Annotated in this window: 22 protein-coding genes; 11 read left to right on the top strand and 11 right to left on the bottom strand. The window is 57.9% G+C overall.

Features of this window, described 5'->3' with window-relative positions; genetic code table 11:
• Positions 1 to 63: 63 nt before the first annotated feature.
• Positions 64 to 909 carry a PhzF family phenazine biosynthesis protein gene (locus MWU60_RS13200; RefSeq protein WP_247227839.1) on the bottom strand — a complete coding sequence of 282 codons (846 nt, stop codon included), beginning with the start codon at positions 907 to 909 and terminating at the stop codon, positions 64 to 66.
• A 128-nt stretch (positions 910 to 1,037) separates the two neighbouring features.
• Here MWU60_RS13200 and MWU60_RS13195 point away from each other — a divergent pair, with 128 nt between their 5' ends.
• From MWU60_RS13195 to MWU60_RS13185, 3 genes are all read left to right on the top strand, one after another.
• A complete protein-coding gene (locus MWU60_RS13195; protein WP_247227838.1) occupies positions 1,038 to 1,499 on the top strand; it encodes an Lrp/AsnC family transcriptional regulator in 462 nt (153 codons plus the stop codon).
• A 101-nt stretch (positions 1,500 to 1,600) separates the two neighbouring features.
• A complete protein-coding gene (locus MWU60_RS13190) occupies positions 1,601 to 1,858 on the top strand; it encodes a hypothetical protein (protein WP_247227837.1) in 258 nt (85 codons plus the stop codon).
• 3 nt (positions 1,859 to 1,861) lie between these two features.
• Positions 1,862 to 3,469 (top strand): hypothetical protein, encoded by a 1,608-nt coding sequence (locus MWU60_RS13185; protein WP_247227836.1) that lies wholly within the window; start codon positions 1,862 to 1,864, stop codon positions 3,467 to 3,469.
• Between the two features lie 31 nt (positions 3,470 to 3,500).
• On the opposite strand, the gene MWU60_RS13180 is transcribed toward MWU60_RS13185, so the two are convergent.
• Positions 3,501 to 5,438 (bottom strand): exopolysaccharide transport family protein, encoded by a 1,938-nt coding sequence (locus MWU60_RS13180; RefSeq protein WP_247227835.1) that lies wholly within the window; start codon positions 5,436 to 5,438, stop codon positions 3,501 to 3,503.
• Positions 5,439 to 5,551: 113 nt separating this feature from the next.
• Between MWU60_RS13180 and MWU60_RS13175 the strand changes: the two genes are divergently transcribed.
• From MWU60_RS13175 to MWU60_RS13145, 7 genes are read left to right on the top strand one after another with little or no spacing between them, the layout of a single operon-like run.
• A complete protein-coding gene (locus MWU60_RS13175) occupies positions 5,552 to 6,826 on the top strand; it encodes a hypothetical protein (RefSeq protein ID WP_247227834.1) in 1,275 nt (424 codons plus the stop codon).
• Positions 6,811 to 8,154, top strand: coding sequence for an oligosaccharide repeat unit polymerase (locus MWU60_RS13170; protein WP_247227833.1), 1,344 nt, complete (start codon positions 6,811 to 6,813; stop codon positions 8,152 to 8,154). The genes MWU60_RS13175 and MWU60_RS13170 overlap by 16 nt, the downstream gene beginning before the upstream one ends.
• Positions 8,147 to 8,716, top strand: a complete 570-nt coding sequence (locus MWU60_RS19525; RefSeq protein ID WP_281493290.1) for a DapH/DapD/GlmU-related protein — start codon at positions 8,147 to 8,149, stop codon at positions 8,714 to 8,716. The genes MWU60_RS13170 and MWU60_RS19525 overlap by 8 nt, the downstream gene beginning before the upstream one ends.
• Positions 8,713 to 9,849 (top strand): glycosyltransferase, encoded by a 1,137-nt coding sequence (locus tag MWU60_RS13160; protein ID WP_247227832.1) that lies wholly within the window; start codon positions 8,713 to 8,715, stop codon positions 9,847 to 9,849. The genes MWU60_RS19525 and MWU60_RS13160 overlap by 4 nt, the downstream gene beginning before the upstream one ends.
• Positions 9,846 to 10,391, top strand: a complete 546-nt coding sequence (locus tag MWU60_RS13155; RefSeq protein ID WP_247227831.1) for an acetyltransferase — start codon at positions 9,846 to 9,848, stop codon at positions 10,389 to 10,391. The genes MWU60_RS13160 and MWU60_RS13155 overlap by 4 nt, the downstream gene beginning before the upstream one ends.
• Positions 10,384 to 11,301 (top strand): glycosyltransferase family 2 protein, encoded by a 918-nt coding sequence (locus MWU60_RS13150; protein ID WP_247227830.1) that lies wholly within the window; start codon positions 10,384 to 10,386, stop codon positions 11,299 to 11,301. Before MWU60_RS13155 ends, MWU60_RS13150 begins: the two co-directional genes overlap by 8 nt.
• A complete protein-coding gene (locus MWU60_RS13145) occupies positions 11,298 to 12,053 on the top strand; it encodes a glycosyltransferase family 2 protein (protein ID WP_247227829.1) in 756 nt (251 codons plus the stop codon). Before MWU60_RS13150 ends, MWU60_RS13145 begins: the two co-directional genes overlap by 4 nt.
• Here the strand turns inward: MWU60_RS13145 and MWU60_RS13140 are convergent.
• The 7 genes from MWU60_RS13140 to MWU60_RS13110 all read right to left on the bottom strand — a co-directional run bounded on the left by MWU60_RS13140 (position 12,044) and on the right by MWU60_RS13110 (position 17,543).
• On the bottom strand, positions 12,044 to 12,985 hold the full coding sequence (locus MWU60_RS13140) for a phosphatidate cytidylyltransferase (RefSeq protein WP_247227828.1): 942 nt from the start codon (positions 12,983 to 12,985) through the stop codon (positions 12,044 to 12,046). The genes MWU60_RS13145 and MWU60_RS13140 overlap by 10 nt on opposite strands.
• Positions 12,982 to 13,623 (bottom strand): lysophospholipid acyltransferase family protein, encoded by a 642-nt coding sequence (locus MWU60_RS13135; RefSeq protein WP_247227827.1) that lies wholly within the window; start codon positions 13,621 to 13,623, stop codon positions 12,982 to 12,984. The genes MWU60_RS13140 and MWU60_RS13135 overlap by 4 nt, the downstream gene beginning before the upstream one ends.
• Positions 13,624 to 13,714: 91 nt before the next feature.
• The gene (locus tag MWU60_RS13130; protein ID WP_247227826.1) at positions 13,715 to 13,999 is read right to left on the bottom strand and encodes a hypothetical protein; all 285 of its coding nucleotides are present in this window, start codon (positions 13,997 to 13,999) and stop codon (positions 13,715 to 13,717) included.
• Positions 14,000 to 14,034: 35 nt separating this feature from the next.
• Positions 14,035 to 14,715 (bottom strand): PspA/IM30 family protein, encoded by a 681-nt coding sequence (locus MWU60_RS13125; RefSeq protein WP_247227825.1) that lies wholly within the window; start codon positions 14,713 to 14,715, stop codon positions 14,035 to 14,037.
• Between the two features lie 98 nt (positions 14,716 to 14,813).
• Positions 14,814 to 15,413 carry a TetR/AcrR family transcriptional regulator gene (locus tag MWU60_RS13120; protein ID WP_247227824.1) on the bottom strand — a complete coding sequence of 200 codons (600 nt, stop codon included), beginning with the start codon at positions 15,411 to 15,413 and terminating at the stop codon, positions 14,814 to 14,816.
• A gap of 183 nt (positions 15,414 to 15,596) precedes the next feature.
• A complete protein-coding gene (locus tag MWU60_RS13115) occupies positions 15,597 to 16,127 on the bottom strand; it encodes a hypothetical protein (RefSeq protein ID WP_247227823.1) in 531 nt (176 codons plus the stop codon).
• 186 nt (positions 16,128 to 16,313) lie between these two features.
• Positions 16,314 to 17,543 (bottom strand): mandelate racemase/muconate lactonizing enzyme family protein, encoded by a 1,230-nt coding sequence (locus tag MWU60_RS13110; protein WP_247227822.1) that lies wholly within the window; start codon positions 17,541 to 17,543, stop codon positions 16,314 to 16,316.
• A gap of 30 nt (positions 17,544 to 17,573) precedes the next feature.
• Between MWU60_RS13110 and MWU60_RS13105 the strand changes: the two genes are divergently transcribed.
• Complete coding sequence (locus MWU60_RS13105) at positions 17,574 to 18,014, top strand: GNAT family N-acetyltransferase (protein WP_247227821.1); 441 nt, start codon at positions 17,574 to 17,576, stop codon at positions 18,012 to 18,014.
• Positions 18,015 to 18,047: 33 nt separating this feature from the next.
• Here the strand turns inward: MWU60_RS13105 and MWU60_RS13100 are convergent, their stop codons facing one another.
• Both MWU60_RS13100 and MWU60_RS13095 read right to left on the bottom strand, forming a co-directional pair.
• The gene (locus MWU60_RS13100) at positions 18,048 to 19,127 is read right to left on the bottom strand and encodes a zinc-binding dehydrogenase (protein WP_247227820.1); all 1,080 of its coding nucleotides are present in this window, start codon (positions 19,125 to 19,127) and stop codon (positions 18,048 to 18,050) included.
• Between the two features lie 74 nt (positions 19,128 to 19,201).
• Entirely contained in the window at positions 19,202 to 20,419 is a 1,218-nt protein-coding gene (locus MWU60_RS13095; protein ID WP_247227819.1) for a TCR/Tet family MFS transporter, read from the bottom strand.
• Positions 20,420 to 20,447 lie beyond the last annotated feature (28 nt).

Here is a 20,447-nt window from a genome sequence, read left to right as displayed (position 1 = left end):
TGGATAAGATGTAGCGAAGAATTCGTGGAGGCGTCAAACCAAGTCCTTTGCGTGGATGAGCAATTAGACAGCCTGCATCAAACGTGCGCTGCCCGAGACAAGGACCGATGACCCGGCTTCACTGCTCAACTGAACCTCGATGATCGACGGGGCACCCATGTCCTCGCCTTGCCGGATCGTGAACTGTTTTCCATGTGGCCAGCCGCGATCACGCAAGTAGCCGGCGAAGGCAGCTGCGGCCGCACCAGTCGCGGGGTCTTCCAAAACCCCCCCGGACGCAAAAGCATTGCGGACCGAGAAGACGCGGTCGCCTTCGATATGAACCAGCATGATCGTCACGAGTTTGTGCTGCCGCATCATGTCGCGCCCCTCATCAAGACTGTAAGTCATTGCGGCCAGCCGCGCACGGTCATGGAGTGCGAACATAAGATGATCAGCGCCGCCGTGAATGCGGGCTGGGGGCAGTCGCACGTCCAAATCGTCCTTGGTCAGACCTAACAGCTCCATCGCATCCTGCGACTCGTCGTCGGTTATCGCGCGGCTTTTCGTTGGCGGCGAGGCCAGTGTTGCAGCCATGCCTTCGCCCGAGGGTGCGGCATCTACAGTGATCGAGGCGTTGTTCAGATCTAGTTTGTATGTTCCCGAACCGTTGCGTTGCCCAAGTGCTGCCCCGAGCGCAATTGTCGCATGTCCACAGAACGATACTTCCGACTCGGGTGAAAAATAGCGGACGCGCCACGATCCGTCTTTCCCCTCTACCGGAACGGCGAATACTGTTTCGGAGTATCCGACCTCTGCCGCTACCTTTTGCATGTCCTCCTCTGGAACAGCCTTGTCGAGAAGGACGACCCCGGCGGGGTTACCGCCTTTTCCGTTGGCGCTAAAAGCTGCAATGCGCTGAATATCCACGTTTGGTTCTCCATTTGGTTATGGACAGAATATACATTCTGCTACCGCACCACGTCCCGGTGATATTGTAAGGCAAATTATTATTACTCGTTCATATCGACGGTCGTTTCAGTTATACAGCCATCAATATGAAAGTGATTGATGAAATTGACCGGAAGATCATCTCTACCCTTGAGCATGACGGTCGTGCCAGCTTAGCCGAGATTGCGAAAGTCGTTGGTCTTTCGGGTCCGGCCGTTGGTGAGCGGTTGCGGCGTTTGCAGTCAGACGGGGTTATCGAAGGTTTTGCAGTGCGGGTTGATGCCAAATCACTTGGCTATACCTTAGAGGCGATTGTCCGCATAAAGCCGCGCTCTAAGCAGCTGCACAACGTCGAGCAAATGATCCTGAATGAGCCGCGTTTCACATCTTGCGACCGGGTGACAGGTGACGACTGTTTCATCGCGCGGCTGGCTTTGGTGAGCGTTGCGGAGCTAGATGACATCCTGCTGCCGCTTCATGAGCGCGCTGAAACGCATACATCAATCGTCAAGTCGTCACTTCTGCGCAACCGGATGCCTGGCTTGTCACCCCGAACACGGCCTACCTGAAACAATCGCTCTGGTGTTGCATATGCCAGCGCCCGATGGCTCAAGCGATTGGTAAACTCCCGCACATAGGAATGGTGGATCACATTCAAGCGGAGAGCAAAATGCCCGATCCATTCGATACAGACTACGTCAACCTGACATCCCCTGCTGTTTCACACTATGTCATCAGCCCGTCTGATGCCGCCGATCTGCCGGTGCGCCCGCGTGCGCTGTATGTCAATGTCGGCGGCAGCGCCGTGATGCAGGACGCAAGCGGCGAGTCGGTCAGCTATGAGCTGATGGCTGGGTCTATACTACCTTTGCGCCCAAACCGTGTTATGGCTTCTGGCACCACGGCGCAGCTGGTCGCGTGGTACTGACGCATGATTGGATTTGAGCTTTCGCCGGGCACGCTTCAAGGCGGGCCGCGTAATGCCCCGCCGCTGGCTGCGTATTTCCGCAACGGCGGGGGGCAGTCTGTGGCCCTTGCCGAGGGTATCAACGGAGGGTTGTTTGCGTGGACTGAGCTGGGGCAGGGATATGTTGCGCGGATGCGGCTGGACAGCGACGATCCTACAACCCGTTTGTCATGGCGCGAAACCCTGATTGCCGAGTTGCGCAATATCTATCCTGTGGGTGCTCTGACGCTGTCAGGATCATGGGCAAAGCTGCAATCGTCCGGCTCTGGCCGGGCGGGCAGCTATACGGGCAACCGCGCGATCAGCACCGGGTCGGCCTCTGCGCTGGCTCAGGTCACGGTTGGCCGTGCCGCCCCCTATGATCTTTGGGTGCATTACACGGGCCGTACCAGTGGAGGTTACATCAAGGTTGAGATCGACGGCGCGCAAACGCTGGTGAACGAGATTGATGATCCCGCTGATTTAGGGTTCAAGGCGTTTTCCTCTTATTCGTCCACTGATTTACTGCGCCGGCAAACGGTAAAAGTGGCAAGTGGGCTGATGGGTAACCACGATGTGGCCATCAGCTTTGGCGGTGCAGCATCCCCGGGTGGTGGCGCGATCCTGATTGAGGCTGTTGGCATTTCCGGTGCATTGGCCGATCCGCATGTTTTGCCGCCATTATGGACTGCTGGCACAACCTATGAAATGGGCGATGAAGTGCAGTTTGGTGGCATGTACTACTCAGCACGCGCCAATGGTGTCAGCGGCGCGGCCGGTCCGAGCCATTCAGGTGGTATCGCATCGGATGGTGCGCTGGACTGGCGCGCTGATGATCGTCCTACCTATCCTGAATTTGTGGCGATTGATTACCCCTCTGAGCGCGAGTACGCGATCCGCTTTGCCGTATCGGGTGCCACGACTGAGGCGGGTGGTCAGACCCATGGCAATGATGCCTTGGTGGCCCGCACGATTACTTTGGATGATGTCCCTTGGGTGCCTGCCACGACCGGTTTGGGTTTGCAGATTGGCACCAACCTGGCGTTCGTTGAAGACACGACTTGGCAAACCCAGTCGGGTGCTGCTGTTGCGGACTGTCGTCTGGTTCGCACCGTGACCCCCGGTGCGATCACCCACAGCGTCACCGCCCATGCGACAGGTCCGCAGATGGATGTCGAATGGCTTTACGCAGGCATGCTGCCGATGGTGCGTTGGGATGGTGAAAGCGGCACGACCGTGGTCGATACCGTCAAGGCACCGGATGCGCCGATTGTGGATCTTGCCAGCTTCGCTGGCGTGACACCGCCGAACACCGACTTTGGCGCGGTGGCCCGATTGGGTCTTGCAGGTAAAGTGGACGGTGTTGGCTTTGTGTACGGCCATGAGGTTGGGGCGACGCCTGTGTCGGGCAATATCATCAACGGGTTTGAAGCGTTCCTGCGCCCGAACTTGGAAGGGCGATCCGAAACAGGCACCCTTGATTGGCCGGCGAAAGCCTATTTGCAGGCGCAGGACGGCGGGGCGATGACCTTTGATCCCGGAGAGGCGCTTGGGTTCTTTAGTCGTCACAGCATTGCGATGACACCGAGTTAACTGAAGAAGGGCCGCGATAACGCGGCCCTTCTTACATCGCGCCTGACATCGCGCCGGTGTTCATCGGCACTGTGGTGTCATGTCGCGCAGCTTTGCGCAGATTGACCTGGGATAGGATCAACCCTGTCGCAGGCGCGCCCGCATCAGCCAAAAGCCGTAGCCCGGCCTGCACCGCAGACAGCGGCGTGCGCTGCCATCTGACAGAATAGAGCACCGCATCGGCCATCTGCGCCAAAAGCTGGGTTTGCGGTGATCCAAGCACTGGCGGGCCATCGACGATCACATGATCGTATTGCCGTGCCACATCATTCAGAAACGCGGCGAACCCGTCGGCAAGCAGCACGCTTTCTTGCATGTGGTCATTCGTCAGTCGCAGGGTATCAGCGCCTAGAATGTCACTGTGGGCGATCGCTTGATCCGATGAGACGCCCGCGAACAAGATGTCATCCATGCGCGACCGCACGCTGTGTCCCGTCGTCCCAGTGATCAATAGAACGGATTTGCCTGCATGTACAAAGGATTGGGCGAGAGCGGTCGCATAGGCTGCGCTGTCTTCGTTTGGCATGCTGGAGGTTGACAGGATGATCTTGGGTGCTGGACCCTTTGCGGCGATCAGTAATGAAGCACGCAGGTTTTGCATCGCTCTGCCAAAGAGCGGTTCGTTGGCGCACAATCGTTGTTGCAGTCCGCGCGGGCGATGCGCTTTGCACCGTGCGATCTGCACGAAGACCGGCACACCGGTTTCACGCTGCAAACGTGCGGCGTCGCCCACGTCTTTGCGGTAGGTGTGCCGCAGCGTGACGATCATCAATCCCAACAGCAGCCCGACGAAAGCGCTGACGATAACGATCAGCGTCTTGCGGGCCCCGGCATAGGTGCCGGGTGTGGCCGCGGCGACCAGATGGCTGTCGGGGGTTTCGAGGCCGCGTTGGATGCGTGTTTCCTGTAGGCGTGCGAGGTAGGTCTCGTAAAGGACCCGCGTTGCGTCAGCCTGCCTTTGCATTTGGTTGAGTGCAACCAAGCCAGTTGATTGGGTTGACAGTTGGGTCAGCAGCCTATCGCGTTGCTGCACAATGTTGGCGATTTCTGCGCGCAATTCGACCAATACGAACTGTTCCCGCGTGGAGTTTTGCACACCCGTCCCCGCCTCCAACACCGCAAGTGATGCACGTGCCGCCTGAAGCTGTTGTTCCACGTTCAACACCTGATTGCTGAGCGCGTCCAGCTTGGTGTTTTCTTGGATTTGTGCCGTCGCGATCAGCGCCGTGATTTCGGTTTCCTGCAGTTGCAGTTGGCTTTGCAGGGCGACAACGCGGCCGGTGAGCCAGTCTTCTGCCTCTTGCGATGCCGCGTCCTGCGTCGCGATTTTGTCGGCTAGATAGACAGTGGCAAGTGTGTTGGCGAGGATTGCTGCTTTTTCGGCAGATCGGCTTTGTGCACGAATATCGAAGATATAAGTGTTGCTGGGCCGGTTGACTGTGACCGCGGCTTGCAGGTTTTCAATGGTTTTTTCGCGTATGGCCTCGGCGGTCAGCGGCGCATCGGTGGTCCCAGCCAGTGCATGGCGCAGTGTGCGGCGCAGCGCATTCACCGAGAGCGGTGAAGGTGGTGTCAGGTAGCGGTTAAACTCTGGATCATCCTCAAGTGCCAAAGCATCCACAACCTGTGCCAGTAGGTAAGGCGACGTCATCATCGCGCGTTGCGTATTCAGGCTGATGGCGTCAGACACCGGTGCGGCCAAGACACCGGACACATCCTGCAATGTTGAGGGTTGCACATCAATCTGCAAAACGGCGGTGGCCGCGAAACGAGGCTGTATCATGCGAAAGGCATAATAGCCCCCTGCTACGATGCAGATTGCTGTTGTTAATGCGATGATCCACTTGCCCTGCCAGATCACGCGCAGCATCCCCGCTAGATCAAGCACAGGGATCGGATCAACCGCGACCGTTGCGGTGTGCTGTGTCATCAAAAACCGGTGTCCTTGTCGGCTGTTCTTACGCCCGCAAAAGAACACAGAGTGGTTAACCTAAAATTAATCTCAATGAATGAGGACTGAACGCATCAGTCAGGTGCCATGGCATGGGCCTGCAAGTTTTTGATGGTATGATGATTTCTACGACCTTGACCAAGCTGATCGAACGAACCGCAGGGCGTAGTCTGACGCTGCGCGGTGCCCTCGTCGCAAGCAGTTTTGTGGTGATGGTAGGGCTGGCCGCGGGTCTGGGGTTGGAGCGTTTTGGCGCGCTTATCTTTTTTTGGAGCGGGGCATTGGTTGCCGGAACGGCACTGTCATTGGGTGGCCCGCTGATCCTTTTGCGCGGGCTAACGGATGGCTGCGGGATGCGGATGCGCGACGTAGTCGCACTTGTCGTGGCTTTTCCTTTGATCCTGACCTTGTTGGTATTCCTTTTAATGGCCTCGCTTTGGCCAGCGCTGCCTTGGTTCGCTATTCTGGCTGCAGGGTTTGGCGTGAATGTGCTGACCTGTCTGGCCAGCGTGATGCGCGCTCTGGGCAGTTTGCACTGGTCGATGGTGTTGCGGGACGGGGCGCCGCAAGCCGCTTTGGGGTTTGGCGCTGTTTTGGCGTCAGGCCATGCGGCTGCTGGCATTCTGGTAGCCGCGACATGCGTGATGCTGCTGATTGGCCTGATCGCGACGGTTTGGTGTTGGCGTGCGAGGCACTCGATCGTCGTATTCAGTGAACACAAACGAAGTCTTATTGATGCATCGCTTTGGGGAACTTCCGTCCTTGGCATGGGGATCATGCAGATGGACTTGATCGTAGGTGGGATGGTTTTGCCTGCTGAGGCGCTGGGCGTTTATGCGCTATTGCGTCGCATCGCGAACCTTGTGGCTTTGCCCGTGACAGTCGCAACTTGGGTCAGCGCCGCAGCGATTTCAGCCGCCTACGGGCAAGGCGATATGGCTGCCCTCCAAAAGGCAAGCCGGGACGGCAGCCGGATCGCCTTACTGCCGGGTGCTGCGTTGTTTTTATTGGGGCTGACGGCAATACCATTCATTTTGATCTTGCTGCCCGGCGTGACAGTTGTGTTTGTCGTCTTGCTGGTTGGGGCGCTTGTTCAGGTTCTGCTGGCCTCAGGGTTCACTGTGGCCACGCTTTGCGGGCAGGCGCGTCTTTCGGTTCTTGCGCGGCTTGCAGCGCTTGGGTGTTACCTTCTGAGTGTGCAGATTATTGGCGGGCAGCTATCGCCGGTCATCAACGCCGTCGCATACACGGTCGCGATGAGCTGCGGCAGCCTGCTGCTCTGGGCGCAGTTGAAACGCAAAACCGGGATTGAGACATCAGCCTATGCGCTGTGGCGAACAAGGGTGGGTGCATGGAAAGCGTCCTGATTATCGTGCTGGCCCTGTTTTGCACGGCAACACCTCTTTGGCTTGGGGCGCGCTATGGTGTGGTGGCGTTGGTATCGCCGATGCATCTGCTGGGATACTTCTGCCTTTTTGGGTTCCTTATCAAAGTTGCAGTCTTCGCGGCGATCCCGGAATTTGCGTTCTACACCCGCTTTGTCGACACATCAGGGGCGCTGATGACCGGTGCGCTCTATCTGTCTGCTTTCGTTTTACTGGTCTGTCTGGGCTATCGCTGTGCGGTCCGACCCATGCGCGCCAAAGTTTCTATCGACGCCGCAAGTATGGTGGCAGCGAACCTTTGCAGGCATGGAATTCTGTTCTCGCTGGCGTTTGGGACTGCTGCATTGACGCTTGCGTTGATGTTGCAGGCGCGGGGGGTGTCAGGCTTGTCCTTGGACGTGCTGTCACAGTTGAATACTGACAAACAGATCAATGTAAACGCGAAAGGGATTGGGGCCACACTTGCGGGGTTAAAGACCCTGTTTGTTGTGCCGAAATTCGCCTTTGTGCTCTTGCTGGCGCAGGGGCTTGTGCGGCAAAATCGGCTTCTTTTGGCGCAGGCCGCCATTCTCGCAGGGCTCTTGGTGTTCATTGCGCTTGTGTCGGGTGACCGGTTTGAACTGGTAGAGCTGCTGGTGTTCGGTGCCGCCACCCATTTGATCCTTGGGGGGCGTTTGCGGTGGCAGACGTGGGCAATCACAGTGGTGGCCGCTGCAACTGTGCTGTTGCTATCAGCCTATATGACGGCGTTGCGGGGCAATGATGCAGGTCTGTTGCACCAGATCGTCGGATCGACCTATTTCTTGGATATCAACACAGCTGTGATGGTCACGGATCGCGTGCGCCCCGACATGCAGCTATGGGGTGAAAGCTATCTCTGGTGGAGCTTTGGTTGGGTACCGCGCGCCATCTGGGTCGACAAACCCGCCATTGATCTGGGCGTTTTCTTTAAGCGCGACGTGATGGGTCTGACAACGGGTGGAGCCTTTAACGTGACGGGCCCGGGCGAGGCTTTCATCAATTTCGGCTGGGCCGGGGTGAGCGTTGGCTTTGCGCTTGGCTGGCTTTATCGGCGCGGCGAAGAGGTGCTTTTGGCGTCCCGGAACAGCCTGCGATACGGGGCGTTCTTGCTTTATCCGATGCTGTTTTACCCGTTTATTCAGGCAACGTTACAGTCGTCCTTCAGCGGTTTTATCGTAGGAGCAGCAGCGCAGATGGTGCTGATTGTGGGCATGATCGCGGTCTTTGTACCGCGCTACCGGGTGCGGGCCATGGCGCAGCCGGATGTTGGAGGCCGCGCATATGTCTAAGCTGATCTATTGGGGTGCGCGGCTTGCACGCGCGGCATGGCGGCGTGCAACGAGCTATTTGGCAACGCGCATTTATCGCGGTGTCTTGGCTTCGCTTGGTGAGGGTTCTGTCGTGCAGGCCGGCGTCAGGTTTGATCAGCCGCACAGCGTTTCTATTGGTAGGGATTGTCTGATCTGGCGCGGGGTCGGTGTTGCGGCCGAAGGATCGCAGGCCGGACTGGTCATTGGTGACAGGGTGCAGATCAACCGCAATGTGCTGCTTGATAGCACCGGGGGATTAACACTGGCTGATGATGCTATGATTTCGCAAGACGCCATTCTTTACACCCATGATCACGGGCTTGATCCGCATAGCGATCCGGTTTTGCACCGCAAGCATGTCGGTGCGGGCGCATGGGTTGGTGCGCGTGCGGTCATATTGCCGGGCTGCAAGACTATCGGTGCTGGTGCCGTGATAGGCGCTGGGGCCGTCGTGACAAAGGATGTTGCAGCAGGGGCCATTATGGCCGGGAACCCTGCCCGCGTGATTGGTCAGCGCGACGCCGGGCTGGTGGCGGCATGAAGGTGCTTCACATCACGCCGTCCTATTATCCGGCGACCTATTGGGGTGGGCCGATCTGGTCGACCAAGGCCATCTGCGACGGGATCGCGGCGTTGCCTGACGTGGATTTGCGGGTGCTGACGACCGACGCTGCGGGTCCGCAGGTAAATGACCGGGTGCAACCGACAATGCTTCCCTATCCGGTGCACTACGCCCGCCGGATCGCCGGGCATAGCGTGGCACCGGGACTGCTCGCGCGGTTGCCAAGTGCTATAGCTTGGGCGGATATTGTCCATCTGAGTGCCACCTATAGTCCCCCGGTTTTACCCAGTCTGGGGTTGGCCAAACTGCTGGGCAAACCTGTCGTCTGGTCCCCGCGCGGAGCGTTGCAAGCGACAGCTGACTGGGCTGGCGCACCCCACCAACACGCCAAGCAGATGTTTGAAAAGGCCGCGAATATGCTGCGACCTGCGCAGACGGTTCTACATGTCACGGCGGCGCAGGAAGGAGCCCAAAGCATCCGCCGTCTTGGTGACATCACGACGGTCACGATTGCAAATAGTGTGGACATTCCTGCGGCCAATCTCGTTAGAAATCGGGTGGACGGTCAATGCCGTCTCATGGTTTTGGGTCGTCTGCATCCCAAGAAGGGGCTGATAGAGTTGTTTGACGCGGTGGCACAACTGCCGGATGTGTTCTCGTTGGATGTCTACGGCACGGGGGACGCGGCATTTACAGCGGCTCTCCATGACAAAGCTGCGCAATTGCGAGGGCGCGTTCGCATGCATGGCCATGTTGACGGGGCTGCAAAAGCGGCGGCTTTCGCCGATGCAGACCTTTTTGTCCTGCCGTCCCATTCCGAAAACTTCGGGATCGCTGTGGCCGAGGCTATGGCCCATAGCTTGCCAGTGTTGACGACAACTGCCACACCTTGGGCCGAGGTTGATCTGGTCGGTTGCGGACGTTGCATTGATCTGGCGCAGGCCGATTTGGTGCAGGAAATCATGGACCTCAGCCAGCGCGATCTGATTGCAATGGGTGCGAGAGCCCGCGATTGGATGCGCCGTGATTTTTCGGCAGAGGCGATGGTTGCGGCATTCGCGGTACTTTACCGCGACATGGTGGCGTCCGAGCCTGCGCGGGTGTCGGCATGAGTACGCAGGTCGATGTCGCGCGCAATCGCAACACGCGCAGTTACAGCCGTGCAGAGAATATGCGCCGCATGCTTTGGGCCGGTGTGCACCCGCTTTTTCGTTTCAGCCCGCGCCCTCTTTGGGGGTGGCGGCGATGGATGCTGCGCTGTTTTGGGGCTGTGATCGGACAGCAAGTCCGCGTTCACCCAACAGCACGGATCACGATGCCTTGGCACTTGCGGATCGACGATCATGCTGCTGTCGGGGATTACGCCATCCTTTACGCGCTTGGGCCGATCCACATTGGCGCGCGTGCTGCGATTTCCCAATACGCGCATCTTTGCGCGGGCACCCATGATTGGCGAGACTCTGCACGACCTTTACGGAAGCTGCCAGTGTCGGTCGGCGCTGACGCGTGGATTTGTGCAGATGCGTTTGTAGGTCCCGGGGTAAACGTCGGTGCAGGCGCAATCCTTGGCGCGCGCGCCGTTGCCATGCGGGATCTAGCAGCGATGCATATCGGCGTGGGCAACCCAATGCAGGTCAGGCCGCGCGATGACTGAACTGACCGTCATTATCCTGACCAAGAATGAGGCCCGCCACATCGTGCGCGCGATAGCCTCCGTGCGCGGGGTCGCCAGCCGGATCATTGTTGTGGATAGCGGGTCCACCGATGACACCGTGGCATTGGCCCAATCCGCAGGGGCGCAGGTGTTGCATCACGCTTGGGTCAATCACGCGGCGCAGTTCAACTGGGCGTTGGACCAGATTGCAGGCACCTCCGGCTGGGTTCTGAGGCTGGATGCCGATGAGGTCGTGACGGACGCACTCGCCACTCGGATTGCGGTAGGCCTGCCTGATGTCGATGGCTGCTACATCGGTCGGCGGATTAAGTTTATGGGGCAGATGGTGAAATACGGCGGTCTGTTCCCGGTGCCGATCATCCGCCTGTTTCGCAATGGCCGCGGGCGCTGCGAGGCGCGGTGGATGGACGAACATATCGTGGTGGAGGGGTCGACCGCGCATTTGCAAGGTGAGATCATAGACGACAACCGCAATCCGCTGGACTGGTGGGTGGCCAAGCACAATGCCTACGCCAGTCGCGAGGTCGTAGATGTCTTGAATCGGGAGTATCAGTTTCTTCCCGGCGCGGGCGATCTGCCCGGGCGTGGCGGCACGGTGATGAAACGCTGGGTGAAGCTGCATCTTTATGGGCGGCTGCCTGCCGGACTGCGTGCGGGCGCCTATTTCTTTTACCGCTATGTGCTGCGCTTTGGGTTTCTGGATGGTCCGCAAGCACGGTCTTTCCACGTCTTGCAAGGGTTTTGGTATCGCTATCTGGTCGATGCCAAACTGGCAGAGGTTCGGCGGCATATGGCAACGACGGGGGCCGAACCGATTGCTGCGATTGCTTCGGTTCTTGGTGTTGATGTCGCCGCTATGAACACGTTCCAGAAAGATATGGCTGCATGAAAATCTCTGTTGTGACAGCCGTAAAGGACGGGCGCGCGACGCTGCCTGCCATGTTGGACAGCCTAAAGGCGCAGACCCACGGCGATGTCGAACATGTCGTGCAGGACGGCCGATCAACTGATGGCACATTGGCCTATCTGTCGTTTGAAGGGCATCCGAACATAGCGCTGCAGAGCGTACCGGATACAGGCATTTACGACGCGATCAACCAAGGGATCAGCCGGGCAACGGGGGATGTGATTGGACTGTTGCATGCGGATGATCAATTGGCTGGGCCGGACGTGTTGACGTGGGTCGCGGCAGCGCTGGAAGATCCTGACCTTGATGGTGTCTACGGTGATTTGCAGTATGTCGCCCGCGACGATCCGACCCGCGTGGTGCGGCATTGGCGGGCGGGGGGATATAGCCAAGCGCAACTCGGGCGCGGTTGGATGCCGCCGCATCCTACGCTCTATCTGCGGCGCGCCGTGTTCGAGCAGGCGGGGCTTTACGACACCAGTTATCGCATTGCCGGAGACTACGAAGCAATGCTGCGGTTTTTGACTGCTGGGCAGGTGCGGTTGGGCTACATTCCGCGGGTCATGGTGCAGATGAAACTGGGGGGCGTCAGCAATCGGTCCTTCGCGCATATGATCCGCAAAAGTCGCGAAGACTATCGCGCGATCAAACGACACAAGGTCGGCGGCTTTGGAACGTTGGTCGCCAAGAACCTGTCCAAGCTGCCGCAGTTCGTGGGGCGCGGTCAGGTATAAAAGTACTTGGTCAGGTGATAAAAGATCGGAGCCGCGAAGATCACACTGTCCAGCTGGTCAACAAAGCCACCCTGACCGGGGATCAGATGCGACCAGTCTTTCACGCCACGGTCGCGTTTGATGGACGCCACGACCAGACTGCCGAACATGCCCACCAGCGAAGCAGCACCTGCCATAGCCATTGCCCCAAACGTTCCGAATGGCGTGATCCAGTTCAGCAGTGCACCGACCAGCATGGCAGAGCCAACCCCGCACAGCACACCTTCCCACGTTTTAGGCGACAGTCCAGGTGCGATCTTGGTACGGCCAATCCGGCGGCCAAAGAAGTATTCCAGCAGGTCGCCAAGCTGTACGACCATGACAAGGAACGCGACCAGCAACAGTGAGCGGTCGCCGTATCCTGCAATGTCGAGGTTCATCAAGGCGGGCACATGGCTGACACAGAACACGGCAATCATCAGCGCCCACTGGGTTTCGGCCACACGCATCAGGAACCGGTCGGGATTGCCGCGCAAGGCCGACACGATGGGCAGAAGCAGGAAGGCGTAGACCGGAATAAAGATGGCATAGAGCCCGTCCCAGCCCAATCCCACGAAAACATATTGCAGTGGCAGGACAGCAAAGAAACCCAGCGCGAGCGATAGATGGTCGGCTTGGGCTTTGGTCGTCAATGTCAGGAATTCGCGCAAGGCCGCGAAAGAGGCGAATGCGAACAGCACCATCACGCCGATCCGGCCCATGAGCAGGGCAAAACCCACAAAGGCGACCATGCCCCACCAGCTTTGGACGCGGGTCATATAGGTATCAAGGACAGGGTTCTGAAAGTCTGGCTCTTCGCGCGCGCGCAGGACTTCGCCAACAAAGGTCAGCGCGATCAGAATCCCGAAGCTGCCGATGGTCAGCAGCAGGATATCGGTCATTGTATCGGTCATGTCCGCACCTCAGGGCGCTGGGCCAACAGGGCATCAGAGGCGCGTTTGAGGAAATCGTCTTTGCTTTCGCCTTCGCGCACATGGATCGGTTCGCCGAAGGTCACGGTGCAGATCAGGGGCAGGGGGATGATTTCGCCCTTTGGCATAATCTCGGTCAGGTTGGCGACCCATGTGGGGACCAGATCAACGTCGGGGCGGGCAACGCCCATGTTGTAAAGCCCTGCTTTGAACGGCAGCAGCGGGTCGTCTGTCATGTTGCGGTTGCCTTCGGGAAAAATGATCAGCGAGGCGCCTTCGTCGAGGGCCGCGATGATCTTGTCCATCGGTTTGTCTTTTACCTCTGGCCGGCGGTCCACAAGGACACAGTTGAACACCTCTGGGCCGACAAAGGCGCGCACTTTGTTTTTCAACCAGTAGTCAGCGGCAGCCACCGGGCGCACGGTGCGGCGCATGGCGGGTGGCAGCACCGACCAGATCATCGGCATATCGGCGTTGCTGGTGTGGTTGGCGAAATAGACGCGTTGGCGCGGAACAGGTTCGATCCCTTTCCAATCTGCACGCACGGCGGTGATAGCACGGGCAAAGATGCGGATGGATTGCCCAACGATCCGGGCGGCAAACTGGCGTAAGAACTTCATGGGACCAACTTTGGCGAAGGGAAGGGCGTTTGAAAAGGGGTGAACCCCATCCATCGTTTGATGAACGGGGTTCGAGGAGGGGACAAGCAGTTTAGATTTCGCTGTCGCTGCCGACATATTCCGAGAGCAGCTTTTCGTTCTTGGCGTCCTGGATCCGTTGGATGCGGTCCTCTGACATCTTGTCGTCAAAGCGGTATTTCACGAAGTTCACCAGTGCGAGGGTCAGCATCAGAACGGCCATGCCCCAAAAACCCTTGGTCGAAAGTGGGACTTCGGTTGAGAGCCACAGCGAGATGCCAAGCATACCGTAGGCAACGCCTACACCCAGCAGGTTGACGAACATGATCAGGCCGTTGTCGGATTTATTGTTAAACATTGGATTTTCCTTTCAAAGTCGGGGAATTGTTTTGGTTACTTCTTGTTTGATTTCAGGCGGTTCAGGACGTCGTCGGCAGTTGCACGGGTGGCGCTGCCAAAGCCTGCGTCGGCCATCCGGTCGGCAAGGCTGTCGCCTTCCAGATCGCGGTTGATATCGGCCAGGATTTCGGTCCGCTCGAACGGGTCATCGCGGCCAAGGACGCGGCTGATCAGTTCTTCGGCCTCTTCGACGCTGCCGTTTTGAACGCCGGTGCGGGTTAACTGCACTTGGATATTCTGTTCGCGACGCACGGCACGGGCCTGAATGGCACCTTGCTTGAGGTCGATGATCCGGCGGTGACCACTTTCGATTGACGTACGCAGGCGCATGACCTTCTGGGCAAGCCGATCAAGTGTCTCGGTCCGCACGGTCAGCTCGTTTTCCATGTTTGCAATGGCGCGGGCGGCTTCAGCCGCCATATCTTCGCGGTCATTGTCCAGCGCCTCTTTGGCGCGTTTGGTCAGGTCGCCGATGCGGGTCTTGAGGGCGGCGTGCTGCTTTTCCTCGGACCGCTGACGCTGGATCAGACTGGCCAGCGTTGCTTTTGCGGCGCGCAGGCTGTTTTCGCTTTCGCGGATTTTCTGGTCGATCAACTCGATTGCGAATGCATCACGCACGCGGTCTTCGGCGCGGGCGTTCTGACCATTGATCAGTGTGGCGAGTGTCTTGAACATTGCTATCTCCGTTTCCATTCAGTGCGTGAACACTGTTCATGAATTAGAGATAACGAATCTGTTTTTTGTTTGCAAGCAAAAAATGAACATTGTTCAAATTATTCTGGATTGGCCGCGAATTGCCTGAGAATAAGGGCGATCATCCGGTCGATATTCTCGGACGAGACGCCTGCACTGGCTTCATCAAGCCCCAAAAGCACGATCCCATGGACCGAAGAGAATAGGGCGCGGGTCAAAAGCGCGAGTTCTTCTGCGTCGCGGTTCGGAAAAATGACAGCAAGCGGGTCTGAGATATAGACAAAGAGTCTGCCCATTTCCTGCAAGTACCAGTCCGGTGCTGCCTCGCCCGGCGCGCGTTCAATATCGAAGAGCGCGCGCCAACTTAGATGGTTTTGCGCTGCAAACTGGTGATAGGCTTGCGCCATGACCACCAGTTGTTCGACAGGATCGTCAGGAGCATCGGCTAAAGCTTCGGCGACATCTGCGCCAAGACGGTGGAATGTCCGCGCGTTTACGGCAAGTGTCAGATCGGTCAGGTCACCAAAGACATTATAGATGGCACCGACCGCACAGCCTGCCTCATTCGCCAGATCACGGGCGCGCAGGGCGCTGAGACCTTTTTGCGCGATGGTCCGTTCGGCAATGAGGATCAGCTTGTCGCGTAGTTCCTGCCGCCGGATTTCGGTTTTGGTTGCCATTGGGGGGCCTCATCTCAATGAACGCAGTTCAATGATAGAAGAGGTTGATTGGATTGGAAAGGTTTTTGGGATGTTTGGCGAAAAGTGTGAGTTACCGGTGGGTGTCTGCTATTTAAGCAAAACGGACTTTAAAGACAGGCGAATTGAATTGGACGCTGTCTTGACTCCCTTAGCGAGTACAACTCACCTCACGAGGCATTCCATCTGCAAGCGTTCTACGTCTTCAATTTCATTCCGCTTTAGCTGAGAGTACAAAAGTGTAGCAGTGTCACACCCAACAGCGGCAAAGTCACTTTCGCGAAACTTGTCGAGGAAAACAAAGAACATCAACTGCTCTCGGGGCTCCCCATCGATGGAAATCGTGGCAATAGCGGACCATGCTGGACTACCATCATAGTGCAGGTTCAATATGTCCAAAATGAATTCCGGCAAAAATGATGCATTGGAGTCGTCCTCGAGGAAGAACACCCAAACGTCGGTACCAGACATCGAAGTCCATTCGTCAGCTCTATCAATCAGGTTTCGGCTCTCATCCAACCTAGCTAGCGATTGGCGAAATCCCGGGATCTCCTGAAATATACTGAGTTTTAATGGAGCGCCTGTTTGTGACTCGAAGTAAATGAAGTCTTCTGAATAGGCATCGTCAGCCGCAGCAGAAGTGCCTAGTGAACACAGAAAAAAGCAAATAGCATGTGCGAAATATGTCTTACTCATGCTGCATATACCATTTTCCGGGTTCTCCGTGATCGCTTGGCTTTTCTTTTAACGCAGTTCTTGATTGTTACAAATACTGAGGTCGGCTCAAGACAGAGATTCGACCATAAATCTGCGCCGGCAGTATGGGCTCAAAGCAGCCTTCCATGTGCCTCAGGCGGATGCCGTCGAACCTCCTACCGTCTGCTAAACCTTAACCGGCGCCCCACCGGCAAAGCTATTCACATCATGATAGCCAATCGGCTCCTCCTGCATCTCCAGATGCAGCCCATCGCCCTCATAGGGATGTGCCCGCGCGAGCTCCTCATCAAAGTCGATCCCAAGGCCGGGCGCTGTTGGCACTGGGATGTAGCCGCCCTCTACGCGCAAGCTGCCTTTGATCAGGTCGTTGTGGAACGGCGTCTCAATCGTTTCGGCCATCAGGATGTTGGGGATTGAGGCCGCCAGTTGGATGTTGGCTGCCCATTCCACCGGCCCTGCGTAAAGATGCGGGGCCATCTGCGCGTTATAGACTTCGGCCAAGGCGGCGATCTTCTTGGTTTCCCAGATACCGCCTGACCGCCCGAGGGCAGGCTGTAGAATGGTTGCTGCACCCGACCGTAGTATCGGCGCGAACTCAGCCTTAGTCGTCAAGCGTTCGCCTGTGGCGATTGGTATGCTCACGGCGTTTGCCACCTTCGCCATCTCGGCCACATTATCGGGCGGGATCGGTTCTTCGTACCAAAGGGGGCTATAGGGTTCCAACGCTTTGCCCAGCCGGATTGCGCCGCCGGTGCTGAACTGCCCATGCGTGCCAAATAGCAGGTCCGTGCGGTCGCCGACCGCCTCGCGGATCGCTTGGCAAAAGGCGACCGAAAGGCTGATGTCATGCATCGACGGCATATGCCCGCCTCGGATGGTATAGGGGCCTGCTGGGTCGAATTTGACGGCTGTGTAGCCTTTCTCGACCATATCGAGCGCCACTTCAGCGGCCATATCAGGGTTGGCCCAGAAGTCAGGCAGCGGATGCGAGGGGCGGGGGTAGAGGTAGGTATAGGCGCGAATGCGGTCGTTCATGCGCCCACCGATCAGGGCATGGACCGGGCGGTCGCGGTCCTTGCCCAAGATGTCCCAGCAGGCCATCTCCAGACCCGACCATGCGCCGATGACGGTAAGATCGGGGCGCTGGGTGAAACCTGCGGAATAGACGCGTCGGAACATCAGTTCGATGTTTTCGGGGTTCTCGCCTGCCATGTGGCGTTCGAACACGTCTTTGATGACGGCCTTCATCGCCTCGGGCCCGATGGAGGACGCATAGCACTCGCCATAGCCCACAACGCCGGTGTCGGTCGTCACCTTGGGAATGATCCAATAGCGCCCGCCCCAGCCGGGGGCAGGCGGTGCCGTGACAATCACATCAAGATCGGCGAGTTTCATGAGTAAGGTCTTTCGGGTTGAGGTATTCTTATGAGCGAGACAATCACGCTTCGCAGGCTGGGTCCAGAAGATCTGGCGGTCTTGTTGGATGTCAAAGAGGGCCTGTTCGACAACCCCATAAGGGCGGATCAGGCAAAGGCGTTTTTGAACGATCCGCTACATGAGATGGTATTGGCCTTTGATGGAGACACAATTATTGGCATGGCAAGCGGGCAGGTGCTTTTGCACCCCGACAAACCGCCAGCCTTTTTTGTGGCCGAGGTTGGGGTGCGCGATGAATACCTGCGGCGCGGGATCGCAAAGCGGATGTGTCAAAACTTGCTGGGGATTGCCCGTGCACGGGGCTGTGAAGGGATCTGGTTGGCAACGGAAAGTGACAACTTGGCCGCCCGCGCGCTTTATCGGTCATTGAAGGCGCGAGAGACGCAAGACATTGTGGTTTATGACTGGGACGGCGCGATGGATATGTAAGGTGGATCATGATCCACCTTACCCACAGCACAGTCAGTCGAAGACAATCACGTTCCGCTTGGCTGATCCGGTCTTTGTATCCGCAATTGCCTCATTGATCTGCTCCAGCGACCAACGCCCAGAGATCAACTCATCCAGCTTCAAGCGACCTTGTTCATACAGGTCCACCATCCATGGGATGTCCCGCGCGATCACCACGTCACCCATTTTTGAGCCGACCATGCCTTGCCCGGTGGCCGCCAGCATCACCGGTTCATAGGACGACATGGCACCGGAATGCGGCATGCCGACCATGATGACTTTGCCACCGTTGGCCAGATACTGGGGTGCCGTGTCATAGGCGGGGATCGCGCCGACGGTGACGAAGACCGCATCGGCCCCGCGTCCCATCGCTTTCTTGGCCGAACGCCAAGGTTTTTCTTCAGTTGCCAGCACGCCATCTGTCGCGCCGAATTCTTTGGCAATCGCGATCTTTTCTTCAGACATATCTACCGCAATGATCCGCCGCGCGCCTGCGATCCGCGCGCCTTGGATCGCGTTGAGGCCAACGCCGCCGGCACCAATGACAACAACGTCCTGACCGGCGCGTAGGTTTGCGGCGTTTACGACAGCACCGACTCCGGTGATCACACCGCACGCCAGCAGTGATGCGGCCTCCATGGCGATCCCGTCAGATAACTTCACCACTTGGCTTTGATTGACGACAACCCGCTCGGCAAATCCGCCTGTGTGCATCGCTTGCACAAGTGTTTCGCCGTTTGTGCCCGTCAGAGGCCCGCTGGCCATATCGCTTTCGCAGGCGACCGGTTTGCCGCCGGCGCAGGACGGGCAGGCGCCACAGGCGCGGATCAGGGTCACAACAACAGGATCGCCGAGAGCCACACCGCGTACGCCGTTACCGATGGCACTGACGTATCCAGCGGCCTCGTGCCCATAGACCGCAGGCAAAGTGCCGCCCCATGCGCCGTCCATATACGAGATATCGGAATGACAAATGGCGCAGGCTTTCAGCGTCACCTCGACCTCGCCCATATCCGGGGCGGCGAGGATGACTGTTTCAATGGTCAATGGTGCACCGAATTCACGGCAGACGGCGGCTTTGATCTGAGGCATGGGGTCGTCCTTGGTTCATATCTTGGAAATGACCCTGCTGCGGGTCTTGCAGTCATGCAAGTCTGAAAACGTCCCTATGTGATGCGGGCGCGCTTTGGCCGGGGCGTTTGCATAAAAACGATGATGCAGCCGATAGTCAGCACCGCCGATAACAAGAAAGGTGCGCCTGGCAGATAGAACGGTGCGGTGTCCTTGGTGAAGTACCAGAAGGTCTGGGTTACCATCAGCGGCGCGATGATGGTGGCGACGGCGTTGATGGAGGTCACAGTGCCCTGCAATTCGCCTTGCTGATCGTCCGAGGCGCTACGCGACATGATGCCTTGCAAGGCGGGTCCTGCCATGGACCCGAGGGCTGTCAGCGGAGTTAGGGCCAGTGCGACCCAGCCATTTGTAACGAAGGCCAGCGCCACGAATGCGATGACATCCATCGACAGCCCTAATATCACGGCGTTCCGCTCGCCGATCCGGCGCAGGATGGGGCGGATCAGGACACCTTGGACAACCGCGATGCCGATGCCGAATAGTCCCAGTGACAGGCCAATCATCCCCGGCCCCCAACCGAAACGTTCTGCGCCGAAGTATGCCCAGACACCGGGGAATACGAAAAACGCGATTGTATAGACGAATGTGACGAGCAGCAGCCGTTTCAGTCCGGGCAGATCACCGATGTTTTTGAACGCGCCCAGAGGGTTTGCGCGCCGCCACTCAAAGGGGCGGCGGATGCGATCTGTCACGGTTTCTGGCAATACGAAGTAGCCAAATATGGCGTTGGCAGCGGCCAGAAAAGCCGCCGCCCAAAATGGCGCGCGGGTCCCATATTCGGCCAACAATCCGCCAAACATGGGTCCCAGCACAAAGCCCGCACCGAAGGCAGCACCGATCAAACCGAAGTTGGCGGCTTTGTCCTCGGGCTTCGAAATATCCGCCATATAAGCGGCAGAGGTGGCGGCGGTGGCCGCCGTGATCCCGCCAATGATCCGCCCGATAATCAACAATTCAATTGATTGGGCCAATGCCATCAGCACATAGACCATCGCCATGATCACAAGCGAGATGATCAGGATGGGCCTGCGCCCATAGCGGTCAGACAGATTGCCTACTGTCGGCCCAAACAAAAACTGCATCGCGGCAAATGTGGTGGCCAATATACCGCCCCAGACTGCGGCAGCGCTGATCCCTTGGCCTTCGACCTCTTGGATCAGATCAGGCATCACCGGCATGATCAACCCGATCCCCATGCTATCAAGCATGACGGAGATCAGAATGAAGGTGACGGCAAGGCGTTTGTTCATCAAAGCAGGATTAAGCCGGTGCGTTCAG

Source organism: Yoonia sp. F2084L, assembly GCF_023015625.1.
Taxonomy (GTDB): Bacteria; Pseudomonadota; Alphaproteobacteria; order Rhodobacterales; family Rhodobacteraceae; genus Yoonia.
This window is presented reverse-complemented; position numbering and strand designations above follow the sequence as displayed.

What these genes read in the sequence shown, in the direction of transcription:
- MWU60_RS13195 (WP_247227838.1), top strand. Translation starts at nt 1,038, where the DNA reads ATGAAAGTGATTGATGAAATTGACCGGAAGATCATCTCTACCCTTGAG.
- MWU60_RS13190 (WP_247227837.1), top strand. Translation starts at nt 1,601, where the DNA reads ATGCCCGATCCATTCGATACAGACTACGTCAACCTGACATCCCCTGCT.
- MWU60_RS13185 (WP_247227836.1), top strand. Translation starts at nt 1,862, where the DNA reads ATGATTGGATTTGAGCTTTCGCCGGGCACGCTTCAAGGCGGGCCGCGT.
- MWU60_RS13180 (WP_247227835.1), bottom strand. Translation starts at nt 5,438, where the DNA reads ATGACACAGCACACCGCAACGGTCGCGGTTGATCCGATCCCTGTGCTT.
- MWU60_RS13175 (WP_247227834.1), top strand. Translation starts at nt 5,552, where the DNA reads ATGGGCCTGCAAGTTTTTGATGGTATGATGATTTCTACGACCTTGACC.
- MWU60_RS13170 (WP_247227833.1), top strand. Translation starts at nt 6,811, where the DNA reads ATGGAAAGCGTCCTGATTATCGTGCTGGCCCTGTTTTGCACGGCAACA.
- MWU60_RS19525 (WP_281493290.1), top strand. Translation starts at nt 8,147, where the DNA reads ATGTCTAAGCTGATCTATTGGGGTGCGCGGCTTGCACGCGCGGCATGG.
- MWU60_RS13160 (WP_247227832.1), top strand. Translation starts at nt 8,713, where the DNA reads ATGAAGGTGCTTCACATCACGCCGTCCTATTATCCGGCGACCTATTGG.
- MWU60_RS13155 (WP_247227831.1), top strand. Translation starts at nt 9,846, where the DNA reads ATGAGTACGCAGGTCGATGTCGCGCGCAATCGCAACACGCGCAGTTAC.
- MWU60_RS13150 (WP_247227830.1), top strand. Translation starts at nt 10,384, where the DNA reads ATGACTGAACTGACCGTCATTATCCTGACCAAGAATGAGGCCCGCCAC.
- MWU60_RS13145 (WP_247227829.1), top strand. Translation starts at nt 11,298, where the DNA reads ATGAAAATCTCTGTTGTGACAGCCGTAAAGGACGGGCGCGCGACGCTG.
- MWU60_RS13140 (WP_247227828.1), bottom strand. Translation starts at nt 12,985, where the DNA reads ATGACCGATACAATGACCGATATCCTGCTGCTGACCATCGGCAGCTTC.
- MWU60_RS13135 (WP_247227827.1), bottom strand. Translation starts at nt 13,623, where the DNA reads ATGAAGTTCTTACGCCAGTTTGCCGCCCGGATCGTTGGGCAATCCATC.
- MWU60_RS13130 (WP_247227826.1), bottom strand. Translation starts at nt 13,999, where the DNA reads ATGTTTAACAATAAATCCGACAACGGCCTGATCATGTTCGTCAACCTG.
- MWU60_RS13125 (WP_247227825.1), bottom strand. Translation starts at nt 14,715, where the DNA reads ATGTTCAAGACACTCGCCACACTGATCAATGGTCAGAACGCCCGCGCC.
- MWU60_RS13120 (WP_247227824.1), bottom strand. Translation starts at nt 15,413, where the DNA reads ATGGCAACCAAAACCGAAATCCGGCGGCAGGAACTACGCGACAAGCTG.
- MWU60_RS13115 (WP_247227823.1), bottom strand. Translation starts at nt 16,127, where the DNA reads ATGAGTAAGACATATTTCGCACATGCTATTTGCTTTTTTCTGTGTTCA.
- MWU60_RS13110 (WP_247227822.1), bottom strand. Translation starts at nt 17,543, where the DNA reads ATGAAACTCGCCGATCTTGATGTGATTGTCACGGCACCGCCTGCCCCC.
- MWU60_RS13105 (WP_247227821.1), top strand. Translation starts at nt 17,574, where the DNA reads ATGAGCGAGACAATCACGCTTCGCAGGCTGGGTCCAGAAGATCTGGCG.
- MWU60_RS13100 (WP_247227820.1), bottom strand. Translation starts at nt 19,127, where the DNA reads ATGCCTCAGATCAAAGCCGCCGTCTGCCGTGAATTCGGTGCACCATTG.
- MWU60_RS13095 (WP_247227819.1), bottom strand. Translation starts at nt 20,419, where the DNA reads ATGAACAAACGCCTTGCCGTCACCTTCATTCTGATCTCCGTCATGCTT.